Annotated in this window: 1 rRNA gene; it reads right to left on the bottom strand. The window is 57.7% G+C overall.

Going from position 1 to position 411, the window contains the following annotated elements:
• Nucleotides 1-10 precede the first annotated feature (10 nt).
• Nucleotides 11-127: ribosomal RNA gene (gene rrf / locus AC1DXI_RS20760) — 5S ribosomal RNA — on the bottom strand.
• Nucleotides 128-411: the final 284 nt, after the last annotated feature.

Below are 411 nucleotides of genomic sequence, written 5' to 3'. Positions count from 1 at the left end.
CTGAATGGTGTTCCGGCGGTGACCTACTCTCCCACACCCTCCCGGGTGCAGTACCATCGGCGCTGTGGGTCTTAGCTTCCGGGTTCGGGATGGGACCGGGCGTTTCCCCCACGCTATGACCGCCGTAACCCTGTGTCCCGCACCGCGCCCTTTTGGGGGTGGGTGGGGAAATCTGTGGTTACAACATGTTCGCTGCGGTGTTTGGCCGCAGGTGTGGTGTTGTTATTTTGTTGTCGGTTCCTGTGCAACAGTGCCGTCGGTGACGGGTTTGTTGTCTGGGAACCACATAGTGGACGCAAGCAGTCTTGTTTCTTTGTACCACCCCTGGGTGCAAACCCCTTTTGAAGTTGGGTTTGCGGGGTGGTGTGTGGTGTAAGTTATCGGCCTATTAGTACCGGTCAGCTTCACGAG

It is taken from the genome of Arthrobacter sp. P1_H7 (assembly GCF_056405215.1).
The sequence above is the reverse complement of the archived record's forward strand: the minus strand, read 5'-3'. Positions and strand labels throughout refer to the sequence as shown.